This is a genomic window from candidate division TA06 bacterium B3_TA06, from assembly GCA_005223075.1.
GTDB lineage: Bacteria > Hydrothermota > Tepidihabitantia > B3-TA06 > B3-TA06 > B3-TA06.
In genome coordinates this window covers 63,723-81,374 of record NJBO01000009.1, presented here as the reverse complement: position 1 = coordinate 81,374, position 17,652 = coordinate 63,723, and the positions used below count along the sequence as shown (strand labels likewise).

Here is a 17,652-nt window from a genome sequence, read left to right as displayed (position 1 = left end):
TATAGCAGTTCCTGGCTCGACTCTCACTCGCTAATAGCCTCGAACGGTCTAATTACTCACCTTGCAATGAGCGTGTTTAGTTCGCTATCGTAGTCAATTCCCAAGACTAAATTAGCGAACCTCAAGGTTCGTTCCGCATCGCTTTGTGTGCAATCTTTTTGTCACAGGCAAAAGGAGTATTAAACTGTTGACTTCTCCCTCCCTTAGCCTAAACTTCGCCAATGGAAGAGGCATACGCTGAGGGAACCAGGTTAAGGTGGTTGTGAGGTGGAAGTCGCACTGTATCCCCCAGGTATACTGGATATCGTCATCCTTGCAGCGCTGGCGCTGTGCATCCTGCTGCCTCCTCTCCTTGCCCCCCGAAGATTCTTAGGGATACTCAAGCTTCTGCGTCCACTCAGGCTGCTCCACTACGCGGGGTTCGCGGCAGGGGGCGCGGTGATGGGTGCGGCGGTGGGCGATGTTGCGCTCGATCCCTATCTTCTCTTTTATGTAACCGTCTCGGCCATTGCAGCGTTCCAGGGAGCGGTGTTTCTCAACGACATCTTCGATGAGGAGATAGACCGCCTGGCCGGCAAAAAGACCCCCTTCTCCAGGGGCCTTCTGGGGCGCAGAGGCTCCTACGCCCTTGCGGCCTCCCTCTCGATCTTCTCGCTGATCCTGGTGCTGCGCTGCGGGTTGGCAAGTTTTATCTTCCTGCTTGCCGCCCACGTAATCTCCCTTGCATACTCCACCTCACCGGTCAGGGCCAAACGAATCTACCCTTTGAATGTGTTCCTTCTCGCGCTGGCAGGTTTAGCGGTGATGGTTTCCGGGTTCGCAAGCCACGCGTCGGTTAGGCTCTTCCCCTTAAGGATGCTGATCCTTGTGGTTGTTACCTTAACCGCAACCTTCGGCACCAAGGACATGGCCGACGTTGAGGGGGATCGGAGACGAGGAATCAGGACGCTTTTTACCCTCCTGGGTTTAGGGAAGGGGCGTTGGGTGAACGCCGGGCTGGTTATTGTCTCCTACCTTTTGACTCCCCTTATACTTGACTATCTCAGGCTTTACTTGGCCGCAGCCCCTTTCGGCGTCCTTACGGCAGCCCTGATCGTGATGCGCGGGAGAAAGAAGCTGAGGGAAGCACTGATCCTTACGATATACATCCTGTTCGGACTCCTCATACTGGGGCTGATCGCCGCAGGGGAGATTTTTTGACACCCCGAATCTTAAGCCCCGGAGATATATCCTACGAAGCACTGTATACCGTCGCGGAGATTCCGAGCAATCCGTCCGGCACGTTTCACGTGAAACATCTGCACCGAGCTCAAGGATTGTTTCACGTGAAACACCGCAATCATCTCTTTGGGAAACATGCGTTCACATTGCCGCAGGATTGCCCGCTAGCAACTTAAGCCTACACAATACACTTGACAACTTCACGCAACCGAGTAAGATACGAAAATGGACGCCCGGACACAGGGCATCAGGGAACCGAAAACACAAGGAAGGCGGAGAGGAATATATGAGGCGGCGTTTCTTCAAACCTCGAAGGCACCGCATTCCATACGGCGTCATCATGGGAGTGAGTGTGTTGTGCCTGGCGCTCGTGTTCTACATGATCTTTCGGTTCCTTATGCCGGTGTGTCAGGTTTAGCACTCTTCGGAGGAAGTCTTGAGCTGAAGGAGGCTTGAAAGATGACGAAGCTACATTTCAACTATAAAGACATATTCCGGGCCTTCAGGCTCGGGTTCTCAGCCAAGAAGATATGGGTGGGCTTTGAAGGCCTGCTATTCGGCTGGCTGGGCTACATGGTTCTCGGCTACCTCGCATATCTCGTCTCAGGGACAAGCCTAGAGGCCGTATGGGAAAACTTCCGTCTCCTGCCGATGCCCGATGCGGTAGCTTCGCTTCCCGCCTTCAACGTGGGAGGCTGGATACTCTGGGCCGTAGGCGTGGTCTGGCTTATCTTCGTGGCTATGACCGCCGGGATAGCTATCTCCAAGCTCACCTACGAACAGCTGCGTGGAGACGAGTTCTACGAGGTCAAGGAGGCGTGGAAGCAGGCGCTGAAGAGTTTGGGTGCGCTTATCGCCACCCCTGTCCTTTTGGGCCTGTTCGTCATTCTGCTTCTTGCCGCAGGCCTGCTGCTGGGGCTTATCGGAAGAATCCCCTTCGCAGGCGAGATGATCGTGGGACTTTTGGTGATACCCGCCTTTGCCGTCGCTTTGTTCGTAGTCTACCTCATTGTGGTGTTCTTCTTCACCTTCACTATCGGTCCGGCGGTCATCGGAACCACAAAATCGGACGCCTTCGACAACCTCTTCGAGGTCTTCTCATGCGTCAACGATCAGCCATGGCGACTCATCTGGTACCAGTTCATGTTGGTGATCTTCGCCATAGTGGGCATGGTTATCCTGGCGTTCTTCAGTGTAAAGGCCCTGCAACTGGGCCGCTGGATCGCGGGCATTCTCATGAACGTGGGCGAGGTCAAGGCCAGTGCCCAGGTTTTCTACAAACTGGATCTAATGATCAACTCAGCGGCCGATACCGTAAGGCTACTGCTGCCCCGCTGGGTGGAACAGGCGTTGTTCTGGCTGCCCAACTGGGTGCATAACGCCTTCGGCTGGATAAAGGGCGCTGTTGATCTGCCGAGCCTTGTGAGCTCAAAAGCTGCGATGGTCCCGAACTGGTCGGCGATGGTAGGCACGATACTCTTCTCCATCGCCTACCACGCGTTTATCCTCTTGGTTCTGGCTTACGGGATGGCCATCTGGTTTTCTGGCAACACACTCGTCTACCTCGTGCTCGCTAGAAAGAAGGATGAGCGCAACCTGCTTGAGATCAAAGAGGAGGAGATCGAGATACCGGAGAAGCTTGAAGTGACCACGCCTGCAGAGGAGCCTGAAAAGAAAGCGCCGAAAAAGACCGCTGCCAAGAAGAAGCCAGCTGCAAAGAAAAAGCCTGTGGCTAAGAAACCGAAGAAGAAGTAAATCTAAAAATCGCCAGCCCCGCGATCGTCAGCTATTGCTTTAAGGCAATGGACTAGAGCGCATCCGGAGAGAAGATGTCGGCTGTAAATATCCGGGTTGCGGGAGCCGTTCAAGGGGTGGGCTTGCGACCATTCTGTTACCGCGAGGCCACAAGACGCGGCCTCGCGGGCTTTGTTTTAAACGACCTCGGCGGGGTGGTGATATTTCTCGAAGGATCAAGAGAAGCCATCGAGGGATTCGTTTATGAACTGAGGAACAACCCGCCGCCCGCATCGTGCATCACAGGGATCGAGGTTCAAAAGGCCGAGGAGCAGGGGCTCAGAGGATTCAGGATCCTGCAAAGCGAGGCGGGCCAGGCGTCACAGGAACTTCAGGTCTCAGCAGATCTCGCCACCTGCCATAACTGCAGACGAGAGATACTGAACCCTCCGGATAGAAGGCATCGCTATGCCTTCACCAACTGCACCGACTGCGGACCTCGATATACCATCATCTCATCCCTCCCCTACGATCGACCAAAAACAACCATGGCTGAATTCAAGATGTGCGAAGACTGCCAGAGGGAGTACGATGATCCTTCAGACCGCCGCTTTCATGCACAGCCGGATGCATGTCCGGTTTGCGGGCCTGAGCTGGTGCTATTTGACGCGTCTGGGAGAGTGCTGAGATGCAAAGATCCTATCAAGGAGACGGTGCGGCTACTGCTTTCAGAAAAGACCGTTGCGGTAAAAGGCCTGGGAGGGTATCACCTGATGTGCGACGCGATGGACCCTGAATCTGTGGAAAGATTAAGGAAGCGCAAACGCAGGGCACATAAGCCGCTGGCCGTGATGTGTGCGAATATCGAGCAGGCAAGAAGCTTAGCGGTTATCTCTCGGGAAGAGGAGCTTGTGTTACGGGCGCCCGCTGCCCCGATCCTTCTTTTGCCGTGGAATCCGGATGTGGGTGAGGATATAAGGGCAGCACTTGCTCCCCTCAATCCAGGCGTAGGCATCATGCTTGCCTACACCCCGATTCATCACCTGATGTTCGCCACAGACCTCGAAGGGAAGAGATTGAATCCTTTGGTCGCAACCAGCGCGAATAGGGGTGATGAGCCGATCATCGCGGATGAGCTAGAGCTTTTCGATAAGGTGGGGGATGTGATTGACGCGGTGCTCGCTCACAACCGGAGAATTGCCAACCGCATCGATGATTCGGTCGCCTTGGTGTCTTCTGATTCTCCGTCGGGGTCCCCGCGAGGAGACGAAGTATCCTCGCGGGGTGAAATTCACTTGATCCGCAGGGCCCGTGGGTTTGCTCCGGCCCCTATCGAAACGCCTTTCTGCTTCCCACCTTCGCTTGCGGTAGGTGCCGAGATGAAGGGCTCTTTTGCAGTGGCTGCAGGCAACCGCGTATGGCTGTCTCCGCACATAGGCGAACTTTCTGGCCGAGCGAGCATGGAGTTCTTTGAGCAAACTTTGACAACCTATCTTCGCTGGTTCCACGTTGAGCCTGAAGTGGTGGTCTGCGATGCGCACCCCGACTACCTCTCCACCCGGTGGGCCGAGCGGTACGCCGAGGATAAAGGCATCCGGCTTTACCGCGTCCAGCACCACCACGCGCACGTAGCCTCGGTTATGTTCGAGCACGAGATAGAGGAGGAGGTAATCGGATTAGCGTTGGATGGAACCGGCTACGGTCCTCACCCCGCAGATGATTATTCTTCCATCTGGGGATGCGAATTGCTGTACGTGCATGATAGGGGAGGTCGGTTCAAGAGATTGGGGCATCTCAAGCCTTTGCCCCTGGTGGGGGGAGAGCTGGCGATCCGCAGGCCACGCAGGATGGCGGCAGGGGTGATTGCCGATCTGTTTGGAAAAGACAAGGCGATCGAGATGTTCGGTAAAGAGGGTGAGATTGCTGGCAAGCTGCTTGAGAGAGAAAATGATGTGTTACGGGTGTTGCGGGGGGTGGTACGGGGGGTGTTACGGGCTTCGAGTGCGGGCAGGCTTTTTGACGCGGTCGCAGGACTCATAGGCCTGGTGGACGAGATCACCTTCGAGGCCCAGGCACCGGTGGCACTGGAATCGCTATGCCCTGCCGATCTGGAGGCTAAAAGCGGATATCCATTCGAGATCGGCAGTAACCTGATCCTTGATCCTGCGCCCTGCTTTGCGGCGATAATTGAGGATATGGAAAAGGGATTGGCACCCTCCGAGATATCCGCTCGGTTCCACCTTGGTTTTGCAAGGGTCCTGGTAGACTGGCTTGTGCGAGCCAGAGAGATGACCGGCACAAGCACCGTCGCCCTTTCAGGCGGCGTGTTCGTCAACCGCACCCTGGTTCGCCTGTTGAACAATCTCGCCCGGAAAGAACGTCTCTTGCCTCTCCTCCCCCGGCTTATCCCTGCGACGGACGGGGGTCTTGCAGCCGGCCAACTCTTGGCAGCTCGAGCACTTATCGAGTTGGAGCCAATTAAGGCTCAAACTACTTGACAAGCTTTCCCAGCCGCGTATAGTTTCTTCGTCCCCACCACCCCGGCATCGGGAGTCAGGAGGGTCAAGTTACGTAAACCAGCAAGTTGTAGATGGAGAGATTGTGGATAAGCCTGTGGATAACCCGGAGGAAAAGTGAGTGCCGAAACCCTCTGGAACGCCGTACTCGAGCATCTGAAGACCCTGATCCCTGAGGAAGGCTTCAACACCTGGTTTAAGCCCACACGCTTTCTGGAACAGCGAGAAGGCATGCTTCTGGTTGAGGTCCCGAATCCGTTCTTCGTGGAGTGGATAGAGGAGTACTACAGCAAGGCACTCGCGGACGCTTTAGCCGAGGTCAACTCAGGCGATCTTCGGATTGCGTTTAGGGCGCGCAAGGTCGAGCCGGGTGCAGCAAGGCCGAGGTTTACGAGGCGACGTATCGTCTACGCCAAGGACGGCTCACGACTACAGGAGCGGTATACATTTGCCAACTTCGTGGTCGGGGAGCAAAACCGCTTCGCACATGCCGCAGCCCTTGCCGTTGCAGAGGCCCCCTCGGAGGTCTACAATCCGTTGTTTATCTACGGCGGCGTAGGGCTGGGCAAAACCCACCTCCTTCAGGCTATCGGAAACTATCTGCACCGCGCACGCCCGAAACTCGCGGTTGCATACATCCCGGCAGAGACCCTCTTTATCGAACTCATCGACGCCCTTGAGAAGGGAACCAGGATGGAGTTCAAGAATCGCTACCGATCCAAGGATCTCTTGCTTATCGATGACATCCACTTCCTTCGCGGAAAGGAGTCGCTGCAGGAGGAGATCTTCCACCTCTTCAATCATCTCTACGAGGGTGGAAAGCAGGTGGTGTTGACCTCGGACCGTCCGCCGCGCGAGATCCCAACCCTTGAGGAACGCCTCGCCTCCCGCTTCTCCGGTGGGCTGGTAGTAGATATCCAACCCCCTGACCTTGAAACACGTATAGCTATCCTGCGCAGAAAGGCCTACTCGGAGAGCCAGAGCCTGCCGCAGGACGTGGCCTACTACATCGCATCAAGGATTCGCTCAAACGTCCGCGAGCTTGAAGGCGCGCTGATAAGGCTGCTTGCTCTCTCATCACTTACAGGACAAGGCCTTACAACCTCACTTGCAGAGGAGGTGCTTCACGATCTTTTAAGAAACCGTCCACGCACCACACCAAACCGCATAACAAAACAGGTGGCGCGTACGTTCAACGTAACAATCGAGGAGATAAAGGGCAGACGACGCACAGCACCACTTGCCCTTGCCAGACAGTCGGCGATGTTCATTATTCGCAAGATGCTGGGGATCTCACTCAAAGAGATCGGCCGCTTCTTCGGAGGCAAAGATCATACAACCGTGATTCACGCAATAGATAAAATAAAAAGATTGACCGAAGAGGACCTTGAGTTCAAGGAAAAGATTATGGGGATAGAACAGAGGATAAACCGTGGATAGGATTGTGGGTTATGAGAGACTCGCTTGGTTTTCAACAGATATCCCCTTTAGTCAACAGAATTCTCAACATGCCTCTGCGTATCTAAGTTCTGATACGACTGAAGGTTACACTGAAATCCACCAACTCCACATTGACAACAACAACAACCTAAGTAATATTTGTTTCTACTGTTGTTGAATTAGAGGAGGAAAGATGTGGTTCAAAATCTCAAGGGATAGGCTGGAGGAGTTAATAAATCGCATAGTGCCTGTTATTCCTTCACGCACGCCCTATCCTATAATTCAAAGCATCCTTTGTTCTACACAGAAAGGACGCCTCACCCTTCTGGCTACAGATCTGGACATCTATGTAAAAACCTCAAGCGAGATAGAGGCAGCAGAAGAAGCCCGCGTTCTTCTTCCCGGCCGTAAACTTGCAGGGATAGTAAAGGAAAGCACAGCCGGGGAGATAGAGTTCATAAAGGAAGAAAACCGGGTTATTCTGAAGGCTGGACGAAGCACCTTCCGGATTCCTATACTTGATCCTGATGAATTTCCCAAGATGTTCGAGCGTCCTTCGGCGATCCAGTTCAACATCGAGGCCTCCTCTCTTAAAGGGCTATTTGAGGGGGTTGAGTTCGCGGTCTCAAGAGGCGAGGACCGTCCCGCGATGACAGGTGTTCTTTGGGAGATCAAACCCCAGCGTAACCGAATGGTTGCCACAGACGGCCATCGTATGGCTTTAAGCGAAGATAAAGAGAGTGTGCCGGAGATTGCAGAACAGTCCCACATCCTTCCAACAAAGATCTTTGGCTTCCTGCCCAAGGAGCTGGAAGGCAGCATTGATGTCTTTCTTGACGAGGCAAAGATCGGTCTTAGCTTTGAAGCGACCGAGGTTGTCTCCCGCCTGATCGAGGGACCCTATCCCGATTATGAGAAGGTTATACCTGCCGAGATCAACAATCTTCTCACGGTTCATCGTGAGGAGCTAACAGCGGCCCTGCGGCGGATGATGATCTTTACCAATCAGGTAACCAGACAGATCAAGTTCGTTCTTGGCAGCAAGAACCTTCAGTTATTCGCGTTCTCGCCCGAAGGTGAAGAGGCCCAGGAGGAACTCACCGCCTCCTATAAGGGCGATAGCTTCGAGGTCGCTTACAACGGCTCCTATCTTCTGGATGTCCTGCGGCACCTTGAATCCGATGAGGTGGTGTTCGAGATAACAGGCGCGCTCTCAGCCGCTCTCCTTCGTGGCCCAGGCGAGCGGGAGAAACAAAATCGCCTTTACCTGTTGATGCCGATTTTGCTTGACTGATTAGAGATAGTCAAGGGAAATTATCAGATGGATTACGAAGGACTCAAGCGGATTGTTGCCAAAAAGGAATGGGATACCCTTGAGCTGAAGAAGTCGACAGCCCAGATTAAACCCGCTTGTGAAACGTTGTGCGCCTTCCTTAATGGAAAAGGAGGGCATGTCCTAATCGGAGTTAAAAAGGATGGGGAGATCATAGGCCAAGAGATTTCAGAGAAGACCCTGGAAGGTATTGCTAACGAGCTCGCTAAGATCAAGCTACACAATGATGTAATTATGGAAAGGATAGCCTTAGAGACTTCTGCTCGTAGAGAGGTCATTGTTTTAGAAGCTAGACCTTATGGCCCTCATGTTCCCTATACCTATGATGACCGACCTTATGAGAGGATCGGTAATACAACTCGTCGTATGCCCCGAGAACGCTACGACCAACTTCTGTCTAAACGCAGAGACACCACACACCGGTGGGAGACCCAAGTTGCTGAAGGATGGAGTATTGAGGACCTTGACACAGAGGAGATTTTACGCACAGCTCGTCGCGGGATTGAGACCGGTCGTCTACCAGAATCTACAGGATCAGACCCTGCAGAGATACTTGAGAGGTTTGACTTAATGACCGATAAAGGAATCCTTAATGCCGCAGTGGTACTTTTCGGGCGGGAGTTTTTACCGGATTATCCCCAGTGCGGACTGCGGATGGCCCGCTTCAAAGGTCTGAGTAAAACAGAGTTTCTGGATAACCGTCAGATTTACGGACATGCGTTCCAACTTCTTGAAGAGGCTATGGTTTTCTTAAGACGTCATCTCCCTATAGCAGGAAAGATTCAACCAGGGCTTTTTGAGCGAGAGGATGAACCTCTGTTTCCTACTGTGGCCCTGCGTGAAGCCTTGGTTAATGCTTTTTGTCACCGGGATTATTCAATAATCGGCGGGGCCGTGAATCTCGCCATTTTTGATGATCGTCTCGAAATATGGAGCGATGGCACCTTGCCTTCTGGTTTAAGGGTTGAGGATCTGAAACGGGACCATCCCTCGCGGTTACGTAATCCGTCGATAGCGGAGGTGTTTTTCCGACGAGGATTGATTGAGAAGTGGGGTAGAGGAACACAAAAGATAGTTGAGCTTTGCGTTCAGGCTGGACATCCAGAACCGGAATTCGTAGAACAGGGCGGGTCTGTCGGGGTGAAATTCACTCCGAGTGGTTATATAGCTCCTTACCGCGTCGACTTCCGACTTAGCGAAAGACAGCGAGAGATACTTGCTATTCTATCTATACATACTGATCTTCGGATCGGAGAAATTATGCGTCTTTTAACTACCTCTATTCCAGAAAGGACTCTGCGTCGTGAACTCGACAGGCTCAAAAATCTTGATCTAGTAGAATTGAGAGGATATGGTCGTGGAGCGCGTTGGTTCCTTATTAAGAAACAGGATTAGAAATACGTCTTATAATAAGGCCATAATAAGGCCGATTAAATGGCCTTATTCCGTCTTATTCCGTCTTATTCAGCCTTAATTATGTCTTATTACTTCCTATAGGCTGTATTTCAGCCTATTTTTGTTTAAGGTGCTAAGAGAAAGGATATTGTGACACGAGGAGATCAAAAACTTGACACTGTCTTGATTTGTTTTAGAATGTAGCAAAGATGCCGAAGTGGCGGAACTGGCAGACGCGGCGGACTCAAAATCCGTTGGGGATAAAACCTCGTGAGGGTTCAACTCCCTCCTTCGGCATTCCTCGTTGATTGTAAATGGAAAGTAAAAGGAGGACTTAATAATGGGAATGTTGAAGGATGAGGACAAAAAATACATCCGAGAACAGTTCGATGAAAAACTCAAAGGCCCGGTCAAGATACTGCTCTTTTCCCAGAAGCTTGAGTGCGAGTACTGCCAGCCCACCGAGGAGATACTCACCGAGCTTTCCGAGCTTTCGGATAAGATCACCCTTGATGTTCGCAATCTGCAGATCGATTCGGATGATGCAAAGCAGTTCGGGGTGGACAAGGTTCCGGCCATTATCCTTCTTGGAGAGCAGGATAAGGACTACGGCATCCGCTTCTTCGGCATCCCCTCCGGTTATGAGTTCTCAACCCTTCTTGCCGACATCCTCGAGGTATCCGCGGGCAAAAGTGACCTGTCCCCCCAGCTGGTTAAAAAGGTCGCCGCCATCACCACACCTGTTGAGATCAAGGTGTTCGTGACACCCACCTGTCCATACTGCCCCAATGCGGTCCGCGCCGCGCATAAGATCGCCATGGCCAACCCTCGCTATATAAAGGCCCAGATGATCGAGTCGGTGGAGTTCCCCCACCTTGCCAATAAGTATGCGGTCTACGGGGTTCCCAAGACGATAATCAACGAGAGGGTTCAGTTCGAGGGTGCTATGCCCGAGGCCGCGGTGGTCGAGCAGGTGCTTTCCGCACTCACCCAGCCGGAATCCTGAGATACGGGGAAGAAGTGGAGTTTTCCTTCTCCGTTACCGGGCCGCCAAAGGTTGATCTAAAGGACTCCTACGATGTGGTAGTGATCGGTGGCGGGCCTTCAGGCCTGACCGCCGCCATCTACACCTCACGTGCCCAGCTTTCCACCCTGGTTGTTAACAAGGGGGCCCCAGGAGGTCTGGTAGCCACCACCGAGTGGATAGAGAACTACCCGGGCTTCCCAGATGGCGTGGCCGGAGCCGAGCTCGGTCGAGCCATGCAGAGCCAGGCCCAGCGATTCGGCACCGAGTTTGCCTCAGGCGAACCCGAAGAGATCCACCTTGCCGCCGATCCCAAGGTTATAAGGGTTGCAGGTCAAGATATAAAGGCGCGCGCCGTGATCATCGCCACTGGAACAACACCTAAGAAGCTCGGGGTACCCGGCGAGAAGAAACTCTACGGACGAGGAGTCAGCTACTGCGCAACCTGTGACGGTCCGTTCTTTGCCGACAAAGAGCTCCTCGTGGTAGGGGCCGGAAGCTCAGGCGTCCAGGAATCTTTATTTCTGGCAAAGTTCGCCTCAAAGATCACCATAGTTGAGTTCCTGCCTACCATCCAGGCGGAGCGCATCCTTATCGAACGCTTTAAGAAGACGGGCAAGGGCTCTTTCCTCTTGAATCAAGAGGTTCTCGCCATCGAGGGTGAAGAAACTGTGACCGGTGTGCGCGTGCGTGATAGGGACTCAAACGAGGAGAAGCTGATACCGGCAGGCGGGGTGTTCATCTACGTAGGGCTTTTGCCTCAGACCGAGGCGTTCGCCGATCAGCTCAAGCTGGATCAGTGGGGCTGCATCGAGGTGGACTCCAATCTTCGCACGAACGTTGAAGGCGTGTGGGCCGCGGGGGACGTGGTTTCCGGCGCCACACGTCAGATCGCGGCGGCAGTGGGCTCCGGAACTATTGCGGCAATAGAGGTTGAACACTACCTTTCGTCCAAATCCTAGCCTAAAGGAGCAGCAAGATGAAGTTGGCAAGACTTTCAGGGGTTATGGTTATCCTCTCAATTCTCGGGGCAGGGTTCCTTGCAGGCTGCGGCAACAAGAATCCCAGCGAGACACCCGAAGTAACAGAGCGCATCCCCGATACATCAAGCGCCTCCGAAGTTGCAGACACTTCACTTGAGGGGGATGAAGGCAATACCCCCCAGACCTCAACTGCACCTAAAGAGGACCCGGGCGCCGATCGCAGGCAAGCGCCAGATTTCACCCTCGCCGATCTTAGAGGCAATCAGCACTCGCTGTCCGATTTTTACGGCAAGGTTGTGCTTTTGGATTTCTGGGCCACGTGGTGCGGGCCGTGCCGCAGGGAGATACCACACCTCATCAAGCTCTACGAGACCTACAAGCCTCAGGGGTTCGTGGTCTTGGGTGTGGGGCTTGACAAGGAGGCGAATCTTTCCAGGTTTGCAAGCGAAGCCGGGATAAGCTACATTGTGCTTGCCGACGAGAAAGGCGTTGCCGGAAAACTCTACGGGATACGCAGCATACCGCGCACCCTGATCATTGATAAGAAAGGCCGGATAGCCTTTGACCACACAGGTTTCGTCCCTGGGATGGAGGCCGAGATGGAGGCCCAGATCCGCACCCTTCTTGCCGAGGAATACTGACTTCACCCGAATTGATACCCCGAAATTTGCTCCTTTAGCAGGAACGGGTGAAAGATTGCGGTAAAGAAGGAGGATGATTCGGGCAACCTTAAGTAAGGGTTGCACGTCATAGGTATTTTGAGTATTATTGGAGGTGGACCTGTCAAGCAAATACAACCCCTTGTCGAGATGGCGGCTATGGGATTTGTAAGAAGGAGGTTTAGAGAATGAAGGAGATCTCGGCTAAATGGGTTGGGGTGATAATAGGCTCGGCCGCGGTAGCGGCGTTCGTCATCGGTTTACTTGTTGCAGGGGCGTTGAATATCTTTCCTAGGGCTGAAGCTGAAGAAGCCGATACACTTGGTCTGCCAGGGTCAGGTGAAAGCCCATTTGCGGCTGTGGTGGCGCAGGTTCTGCCTGCGGTGGTTAACATCAGCTCAAGCAGGAAGGTTGTCGTTCCCGGTCTTCCCTTTGACGACCCCTTCTTCAGGGAGTTTGCAGAGAAGTTCTTCGGAGAGGTGCCCCGCGAGCAGACGCGTTACAGCCTGGGTTCTGGCGTTATCTTTCGCCCGGACGGTTATATCCTCACCAACGATCACGTGGTAGCCGGGGCCGAGGATATCACAGTTACTCTGCACGACGGCCGCAGCTTCAAGGGGGGCCAGGTGAAGCTTATCGGGCGAGACCCACATACCGACCTGGCGGTGCTCAAGGTTCGGACAGCTAAGGATCTGCCTGTTGCAAAGTTGGGAGCCTCCGATTCGATTCGCGTAGGCGATTGGGCTATAGCCATAGGCAACCCATTCGGGCTTGAAGGGACGGTGACAGTTGGGGTTGTCTCTGCCAAGGGCCGCTCGAATCTGCTTTTGCCCTCCCGGCAGCGCTACCAGAACTTCATCCAGACCGACGCGGCCATCAACCCAGGCAACTCAGGTGGGCCGCTCTGCAACATCAATGGAGAGGTGATAGGTCTTAACACGGTGATATCCAGCCCCTCCGGGACGAACATAGGCATAGGCTTTGCCGTGCCCATCAACATGGCCAAAGAGGTCGCCAGGCAGCTTATCACCAAAGGGAAGGTCCAGCGTGGTTACCTCGGGGTCTACCCGCAGGAGCTTGATGCGGATATGCGCAAGGGCCTGGGACTTAAGGGAGCCTATGGTGTGCTCATAGCCGATGTGGTTCCAGGCACCCCTGCCGACAGAGCCGGGTTACGTTCAGGCGACGTGATAGTGGTCTTTGACGGGCACAAGGTAGGTGATGTGGAGGATTTCCGGGAACGTGTCGCCGCCACGCCGCCCGGAAAGACCGTGGCGATAAAGATCTGGCGCGGGGGCAGAGAGATGGGCTTGAATGCCAAGCTGGAGGAGTTGCCTGAGGAGGTTGCGGCTTCAACTCGTCCTTCCCCTCAGGCGCGGGAGGCCCATTTCGGTCTGGTGGTTCGTTCGCTTTCGGCATCCGAGCGCGCGAGCCAAAACCTCTCCGCAGGGGTCTTAGTCGAAGACGTTCAGCCTGGCTCTGCTGCTGAACGCGCAGGGATCAGACCGGGTGATGTTATCCTCAAGATAGACGGCCGCTCCGTTAAGAATCAGGGTGAGTTCTACAAGATAGCAGGTGAGCTTAAATCCTCAAAGAAAGAGGTTGTCCTGGTGCAGATTTACCGCCAGGGGCGCCGATTCTTCGTTACACTTTATTTAGAGTAAGGAGGCGGTTTTGATGTTTGAGGAGGGGCTTACACCCCACATGTCTGCTGCGCAGCCGTGCGGGGACCCCTCAATCCTCCTTTTGGCCTGCGGGGAAAAGATCGGAGAGATGAATTTTTTACCCCGACCAGACACTTCGTGTCTGGTCGGGGACCCCCGAAGGAAGATCAACAAGCAAGTGCGATCTTTTTGCCTTCGGCAAAAAGGAGCATTTTAATGCTTAGGTGGGTCTCCGATAGATCATTATCGCGTTACTTTAAGGAGATAATGCGGTATCCCCTGATCTCAAGGGAAACGGAGGAGGGGTTAGCACGCAGGGCAAGACTGGGGGACGTGATAATTGCGGTTGATGGCAGGGGTTGCAACTCACCAAGGACACTTTTAAGTCTCATCAAACGTTCAGGCCCGGGTTCAAAGCTAAAGATCACCGTGCGCAGGGGAGCGCAGAATCTAGAGCTTGTCCTTGAGATACCTGCATCGTTCTCCCATGCAGAGGCGAAGAAGGATCCCGACGCTCCGATATTGGGTATGAGGGTTCGCAAGGTTGAGGGGCTTAGCGCCAACAGGATCAAGGTGCTGGGCATCAAGCGCGGTTTACTGATCACCGAGGTCGAGCCGGGCTCGCCCGCAGCTTTGGCCGATCTACTCGATTACAACCGCGAGGCGCGCGACAGGTTGATTCTTCACAACCTTCGCTGGGTGGTTACCATCGCCAAGCAGTATCAGAACCGGGGGCTGGCGCTGGCCGAGCTGATTAACGAGGGCAACCTGGGTCTTATCCAGGCGGTCAGCAAGTTCGACGAGCGCCGCAAGACTCGTCTAACCACCTACTCCAACTGGTGGATTCGCTACTACATCGTCTCGGCGCTCGCCTCCAGGCATCTTATCAAGCTGCCCATCAGGATGCGCAACCTTGCAAAACGCATCCGCGACAGCTACGGGGTTCTCTCCCAGCGCCTGGGCCGCTCGCCCTCTATCGAGGAGCTGGCCCGCGAGCTTAAGGCGACACCGGAGGATGTCTCCGCCGCGTTCGACTGCGGTGTGGCCGAGCTCTCCATAGACGCCATGCCGTTCGAGGATTCCAAGGTCACCTTTGAGGAGGTCCTGCGCGATACCACCTCCCCGTCGCCTGCCGAGGTCAGCGCCAAGGATGAGATGGAGCGCCACGTGCGCTCCTCGCTTGCCGCGGTTCTTTCCGACCGCGAGCTTTACGTGGTCAGCCGGCACTTCGGGGTGCCCATGCCGCAGGATCGACGCGTTGCCATAAAGAAGTTGACCGCCATCTCCGGGCGATCTGAAGAAGAAATCCAACAAATCGTATGTCAGGCCTCGCGTAAAATCCTATCACGATTGCGCCTCAGCCTTGGCACCGACGGTTTCAAGCGCTATGCCAAGTTGACGGCAGCCGATATGCGGAGGTTGCCACAGCTGCTAAAGAAGAGGATGGATTACTCAGAGATAAAGAGCGCGATGTTTAAGATCATGCGCCGGGTGGCCAAGAACATCCCTTCGCTTATCTCAGACCACCTGGAAGCACTTGACCTACGGCAACAGGAGATTTTCTGCCTTTGTTGGAACGTCAGTCCTCAGCGCGAGGTGCTGAACCTGCGCGAGCTGGGCGACCTTCTGGGCGTCTCGCGCGAGGCGGCAAGACAGGTCAAGGAACGCGCCATACGCAAGCTAAAAAAGCACTTACGCCCCCAGGCATTCGACAGCTTCTTCCGGAAAGCGGTCTAAAAACACCCCGCGTTTCGTGCCACGTTTTCAATTAAAGTTGCTACGAACTCGTCAGGTTTACATCGCACTCGTCACGTTTTTAACACCCCACAAACCCACTGCGTGGTTTCGCGGGGTCCCCGGACGGCTGCGTAGCAGACGTCTGGGGTGGCTACCGCATCATCTTTCTGGCAATCAAGGTAACCAGCGTACCGAGGAACACGTAGCCCATAACCACCTCGGCCACGACGAACAGCTTAGCGAGTCCGGTGGTGGGTGTGATATCCCCAAAACCAAGGGTAACGAAGGTGACTACACTGAAGTACCAAGCGTCCCAGATTGTTGTAATAGCTTCTCCCTTACAACAAACCGCCGCCCATTCGCCCTGCGAACCCAAGAAGTAGAGGAATCCGAAGCCGATGATGAATCCAACCGCCCACAGCGCGGTCAACCACCACCGCTCCCCGAAACCGGCAAACACATGCATGAACCAAAGGCCGAGCCATCGTGGGAGAGCCTTGATTCGCTTTGCTGTGTGGATGACTGCTTTTCTAAAAGTGTACCCCATCTTACGTAGATATCTAAAGAAGACATGGAAGCGATGCTTGAGAGGCTTCTTTTTTCGGTGGCATAGATATTCTCTCCTATCTAGGAACAGATAGAGAATCAAACCAAGCCACTTTATAAATAGCCTTAAAGGGGCAAATAGAACTGGGTGAACCAATTCGTAAATCAGCGAGAAATACTTTCTGCCTCGCCCTGGAAAGGGCTTCCCTTTACGAAGCCTACGAAGGTCCCATAAGGTTTCTTTGGCGTGATAGGTCTTATGGTTTATCCTCTCTTCCACATCATAAGGACATCCTCCGCGAAAACATTCCCAAAATGCTTCATGCTTGACCATCAGTTTCTCACGATAATAAGCCTTGCTTTCGTCACCGTATTGCCCCTGTTGGTGAAAGTAGTTTTTGAGACGGCGGTAGGCATCGCGGGCACCGTCCCAGACGCGTATGGTTTCCTCTCCAACTCTTCCTACCTGTTCCCAAGTTAAATATCTGGCCTCGTCTAATAGGACCCCTTCCATAAAAGCGCCATTGAGATCGGCAGAATTTAAGTTGGCGGCACGAAGATCTGTCCAGAAAAGAGATGCTGACCTCAGATTGGCCGCGGTAAGATCCGCTTCTTTCATTTGAGTATAGGTTAAATGGGCATGGGTGAGAGTAGCTCTTCTGAGCTTGGTGTTCTCAAGATTGGAATAACTGAAATCTGTTTCCTTAAGATAAGCATCTTTGAGATCAGCACCGTAAAGATTGGCTTCGTAAACATGAGCCTTTTGAAGATTCGCGTTTTCCAATACGGCGTTTTTTAAATTAGCGTTACGGAGTTCAACTTCCGGCAGATAAGATTCACTTAGGTTTGCTCTTTCTAAGTTTATGTGTGTTAAATCAGCTTTATAGAGATTGGAATTCGGGAGAAACGCTCGTTGGAGATTTGCCCCGTTCAGGTAGGCCCCCTGTAGGTTTGCCCCCACTAAGAAAGCTTCTTTGAGATTGGCGCCACTGAGGGTTGCATTTGTTAAATCTGCGCCTCGCAGATCGACGCCTTCAAGATTTGCAAGCCATAGTTCTGCACCTGCAAGAGAAACTCCTTTTCGGAATAAAGTCTGCACCCGCTTCTTATAATGTGTTCTACGTTTGGAAGGGAGATGCATCCCGCAGTAATCTTCATTAAAAAGGGGTAGGATGTTACAATTTGCTACCTTACATTTATTCCCTACCTTCGGGTCGGGCAGGGGTTGGGTTTTTCTCTTCGCCATAGGGGATTGTATGAGAGCTTAAGGTTTAAGTCAAGTTATTCTCCCCTCCCCCTACACCCCCTCCACACAGGGAGGGGGATTAAGTGGGAAGCCATTTCCCCTCCCTTGATGGGAGGGGAGAAAGGGGAGGGTGAAACCAAATCACCACCCCCAC

13 protein-coding genes and 1 tRNA gene are annotated in these 17,652 nt (G+C 53.6%); 13 read left to right on the top strand and 1 reads right to left on the bottom strand.

Annotation, left to right across the window (positions count from 1 at the left end):
* The first annotated feature begins 267 nt into the window (after window positions 1-267).
* The 13 genes from CEE36_06755 (at window position 268) to CEE36_06695 (ending at window position 15,706) form a co-directional block, all read left to right on the top strand.
* Window positions 268-1,200: a hypothetical protein gene (locus tag CEE36_06755; protein TKJ42777.1), complete on the top strand. Its 933-nt coding sequence runs from the start codon at window positions 268-270 to the stop codon at window positions 1,198-1,200.
* Window positions 1,201-1,680: 480 nt separating this feature from the next.
* Entirely contained in the window at window positions 1,681-2,976 is a 1,296-nt protein-coding gene (locus CEE36_06750) for a hypothetical protein (GenBank protein ID TKJ42776.1), read from the top strand.
* 74 nt (window positions 2,977-3,050) lie between these two features.
* A complete protein-coding gene (gene hypF / locus CEE36_06745; protein ID TKJ42775.1) occupies window positions 3,051-5,453 on the top strand; it encodes a carbamoyltransferase HypF in 2,403 nt (800 codons plus the stop codon).
* 135 nt (window positions 5,454-5,588) lie between these two features.
* The gene (locus CEE36_06740; GenBank protein ID TKJ42774.1) at window positions 5,589-6,911 is read left to right on the top strand and encodes a chromosomal replication initiation protein DnaA; all 1,323 of its coding nucleotides are present in this window, start codon (window positions 5,589-5,591) and stop codon (window positions 6,909-6,911) included.
* A 193-nt stretch (window positions 6,912-7,104) separates the two neighbouring features.
* Window positions 7,105-8,205, top strand: a complete 1,101-nt coding sequence (dnaN, locus tag CEE36_06735; GenBank protein ID TKJ42773.1) for a DNA polymerase III subunit beta — start codon at window positions 7,105-7,107, stop codon at window positions 8,203-8,205.
* 27 nt (window positions 8,206-8,232) lie between these two features.
* Complete coding sequence (locus tag CEE36_06730) at window positions 8,233-9,639, top strand: transcriptional regulator (GenBank protein ID TKJ42772.1); 1,407 nt, start codon at window positions 8,233-8,235, stop codon at window positions 9,637-9,639.
* Window positions 9,640-9,850: 211 nt separating this feature from the next.
* Window positions 9,851-9,936, top strand: a tRNA-Leu gene (locus CEE36_06725).
* A 43-nt stretch (window positions 9,937-9,979) separates the two neighbouring features.
* Entirely contained in the window at window positions 9,980-10,645 is a 666-nt protein-coding gene (locus CEE36_06720) for a glutaredoxin (protein ID TKJ42771.1), read from the top strand.
* Entirely contained in the window at window positions 10,639-11,625 is a 987-nt protein-coding gene (locus tag CEE36_06715) for a thioredoxin-disulfide reductase (protein TKJ42770.1), read from the top strand. The genes CEE36_06720 and CEE36_06715 overlap by 7 nt, the downstream gene beginning before the upstream one ends.
* A 17-nt stretch (window positions 11,626-11,642) precedes the next feature.
* On the top strand, window positions 11,643-12,287 hold the full coding sequence (locus tag CEE36_06710; protein TKJ42769.1) for a hypothetical protein: 645 nt from the start codon (window positions 11,643-11,645) through the stop codon (window positions 12,285-12,287).
* A 206-nt stretch (window positions 12,288-12,493) separates the two neighbouring features.
* Complete coding sequence (locus CEE36_06705; GenBank protein ID TKJ42768.1) at window positions 12,494-13,969, top strand: hypothetical protein; 1,476 nt, start codon at window positions 12,494-12,496, stop codon at window positions 13,967-13,969.
* A gap of 13 nt (window positions 13,970-13,982) precedes the next feature.
* Window positions 13,983-14,186, top strand: a complete 204-nt coding sequence (locus CEE36_06700; GenBank protein ID TKJ42767.1) for a hypothetical protein — start codon at window positions 13,983-13,985, stop codon at window positions 14,184-14,186.
* Complete coding sequence (locus CEE36_06695) at window positions 14,186-15,706, top strand: hypothetical protein (GenBank protein TKJ42766.1); 1,521 nt, start codon at window positions 14,186-14,188, stop codon at window positions 15,704-15,706. Before CEE36_06700 ends, CEE36_06695 begins: the two co-directional genes overlap by 1 nt.
* 151 nt (window positions 15,707-15,857) lie before the next feature.
* On the opposite strand, the gene CEE36_06690 is transcribed toward CEE36_06695, so the two are convergent.
* The gene (locus tag CEE36_06690; GenBank protein TKJ42765.1) at window positions 15,858-17,498 is read right to left on the bottom strand and encodes a hypothetical protein; all 1,641 of its coding nucleotides are present in this window, start codon (window positions 17,496-17,498) and stop codon (window positions 15,858-15,860) included.
* Between the last annotated feature and the right edge of the window lie 154 nt (window positions 17,499-17,652).

What these genes read in the sequence shown, in the direction of transcription:
- CEE36_06750 (TKJ42776.1), top strand. Translation starts at nt 1,681, where the DNA reads ATGACGAAGCTACATTTCAACTATAAAGACATATTCCGGGCCTTCAGG.
- hypF (TKJ42775.1), top strand. Translation starts at nt 3,051, where the DNA reads ATGTCGGCTGTAAATATCCGGGTTGCGGGAGCCGTTCAAGGGGTGGGC.
- dnaN (TKJ42773.1), top strand. Translation starts at nt 7,105, where the DNA reads ATGTGGTTCAAAATCTCAAGGGATAGGCTGGAGGAGTTAATAAATCGC.
- CEE36_06730 (TKJ42772.1), top strand. Translation starts at nt 8,233, where the DNA reads ATGGATTACGAAGGACTCAAGCGGATTGTTGCCAAAAAGGAATGGGAT.
- CEE36_06720 (TKJ42771.1), top strand. Translation starts at nt 9,980, where the DNA reads ATGGGAATGTTGAAGGATGAGGACAAAAAATACATCCGAGAACAGTTC.
- CEE36_06710 (TKJ42769.1), top strand. Translation starts at nt 11,643, where the DNA reads ATGAAGTTGGCAAGACTTTCAGGGGTTATGGTTATCCTCTCAATTCTC.
- CEE36_06705 (TKJ42768.1), top strand. Translation starts at nt 12,494, where the DNA reads ATGAAGGAGATCTCGGCTAAATGGGTTGGGGTGATAATAGGCTCGGCC.
- CEE36_06700 (TKJ42767.1), top strand. Translation starts at nt 13,983, where the DNA reads ATGTTTGAGGAGGGGCTTACACCCCACATGTCTGCTGCGCAGCCGTGC.
- CEE36_06695 (TKJ42766.1), top strand. Translation starts at nt 14,186, where the DNA reads ATGCTTAGGTGGGTCTCCGATAGATCATTATCGCGTTACTTTAAGGAG.
- CEE36_06690 (TKJ42765.1), bottom strand. Translation starts at nt 17,498, where the DNA reads ATGGCGAAGAGAAAAACCCAACCCCTGCCCGACCCGAAGGTAGGGAAT.